The organism is Vibrio sp. V08_P9A1T1, from assembly GCF_963874405.1.
Lineage (GTDB): Bacteria > Pseudomonadota > Gammaproteobacteria > Enterobacterales > Vibrionaceae > Vibrio > Vibrio anguillarum.
Genome location: NZ_CAWNIB010000238.1, coordinates 1 through 2031, shown reverse-complemented (window position 1 = coordinate 2031; position 2031 = coordinate 1). Strand labels below are relative to the sequence as shown.

Sequence of the window (2031 nt, the reverse complement as noted above, 5' to 3'; positions counted from 1 at the left end):
CTCAATTTCCGGGAAGTTGTACTCTTGATTTCGTTTCGTAGCAACCAGTGCTTTCTGAACTTGATAGTAAATAGCACACAATGATAAGTCCGAGAGACCAGCAAGTTTTTTTGATAGTTCAAAGTTATTAACTTTGTAAAGCTCATCACTCCCGAGGTCTTCTAATGACATAATTACAGCTGTTCTTATTCGTTGGATTGAGTTTGGTAATCGTTGATCCCCAGAAATTGAAGATAAACTCTTATATAAAAGAAGCCATTCAGCTTGGTATAAATCTGGAGTATTTTTGAGCATTAATTCATCAAACAACTGAAATATCGAGGAGATAGTTGGCTCAAATACGTCATCATTTCCAGTAGCCGAGCTATTCGGATCTTCTCGATCAACTAAGCTAAACAATATTTCTCTAGATTTGTTACTAAAAAATATATCCATTATATCTTTCTTGTTCATATTTAACTCCATGAAGGCTAACGCCCGCCTAAGGGGCTGGCAACGCATTAACACAAAACTCAAACACAGCAACCGAAACCACCGCGGCTCAATGGGACTGGAAACGCTACGCGTTGACAGTCCCTCTTGAGGCGTTTGTTATGAGGCGGATTCACCGTCTGCTCTTGGCGTAATTCCCAACTCTTTCTGTAACCTTTTACTAAGCCCGAGCACAACAAGTCGGTAGGACTCAGACAAGTAATACTTCAACTCTTCGTCTAATACACCTGAAGTCTCCGTTTGTTGGATCCACTTCATCCCTCGGTTGGCAAAGTAAGGGGCGGGAATATAACCATCGTGCTCACTCAGATACTCAAAGTTCAAATCCGATGTTTTGAAAGTAAAAACGGGTTGCTGCTCCTTGCCGATACTACCAATAGAAAACACTTTTCCAGCCACTTTCCAAACATGAGAACCACCCCATTGCACTACGTATGTAGTAGCAGGAAAGGAACGACAAAATTGGTTGAACTCATCGTGATTCATCTTGTTTTCCTATAGCCTCATAACGCCGCGTTAAGGGGCGCAGGCACGCAATACAAAAGTGACCGCATAACACCTTAACCACTAAACACAACGCAAATTGAAAATGCCACGCGTGCCAAGTCCCTCTTTAACGCTTTGTTAGGTGAATTTATACCGCTGAAATATAAACGCAAACTTCTCTCTCACCACCTTGCATACGAAGTGTTTGATTTTCTACGTAAATAACACCAAGTTTATCGATAACTGACTTTGAACGTTCATTTCCAACAAGATGCATAACCTTTAACTCTGTCAATCCATGACATTCTATTGCGTACTCTATTAATGTCTTTGAAGCTTCTGTCGCATAACCTTGCCCCCAAAAATCGACACCCAACCAATAACCTAAGATACCTTGGCCATCTTTTAAACTCGGCAAACTCACTGCACCAATAAGCTCGCACGATTCTTTATGTACAACCGCATAAACAATACTCTCTCCGCTGGCAAAGCCGGTTTCATGTGTTTCAATCCATGAAATTGCATCTGACACTTCGTATGGATGCGGTATGTTTGCCGTCATCTCTGCGATTCGTTTATCGCCAGCCAATACTGATACTTGCTCTGCATCAGAGTGTTTAAATGATCTAAGGATTAAACGTTCCGTTTCTAAAACTTGCTGCATTATTCCCCCAATTCACCTAACGCCCGGCTAAGGGGTTGACAACGCACTGCCGAACTTAAAAAACACACTGTAAACACTGAACTTCAATTTTGAACTAAAGTCGCCACGCGTTGGCAATCCCTCTTGAGCCGTTTGTTAGGCCAACCGATTGACAACAATACTTTCAAAACCAAAGAACAGGGCTTTTTTACAAACTTAAAACAAACTAACCGATTCATTTATAAACCAAAACCCTAATTCAGCAAAGAAACCAAAAAACTAAAATTGAGCGATTTGGAAGAAAAGTGACGAGCGTAGCATGCTCGGCGGACGTTTGGATGCTGAAGGTTATTTTGCCGCTAAACTCACAACGAAAAGCAACTCAACGCGATCAAGAAACAACAAATATG

Annotated in this window: 3 protein-coding genes; all 3 read right to left on the bottom strand. The window is 41.3% G+C overall.

Translation table 11 applies throughout. The features are described 5' to 3' along the window. The coding region (locus tag AACT21_RS09565) for a hypothetical protein (protein ID WP_176430241.1) at positions 1 to 453 on the bottom strand (453 nt) is incomplete at its 3' end. 138 nt (positions 454 to 591) lie between these two features. After that, the gene (locus tag AACT21_RS09560) at positions 592 to 978 is read right to left on the bottom strand and encodes an MmcQ/YjbR family DNA-binding protein (protein ID WP_060780368.1); all 387 of its coding nucleotides are present in this window, start codon (positions 976 to 978) and stop codon (positions 592 to 594) included. Positions 979 to 1126: 148 nt separating this feature from the next. Continuing rightward, positions 1127 to 1642 (bottom strand): GNAT family N-acetyltransferase, encoded by a 516-nt coding sequence (locus AACT21_RS09555; protein WP_094164537.1) that lies wholly within the window; start codon positions 1640 to 1642, stop codon positions 1127 to 1129. Positions 1643 to 2031: the final 389 nt, after the last annotated feature.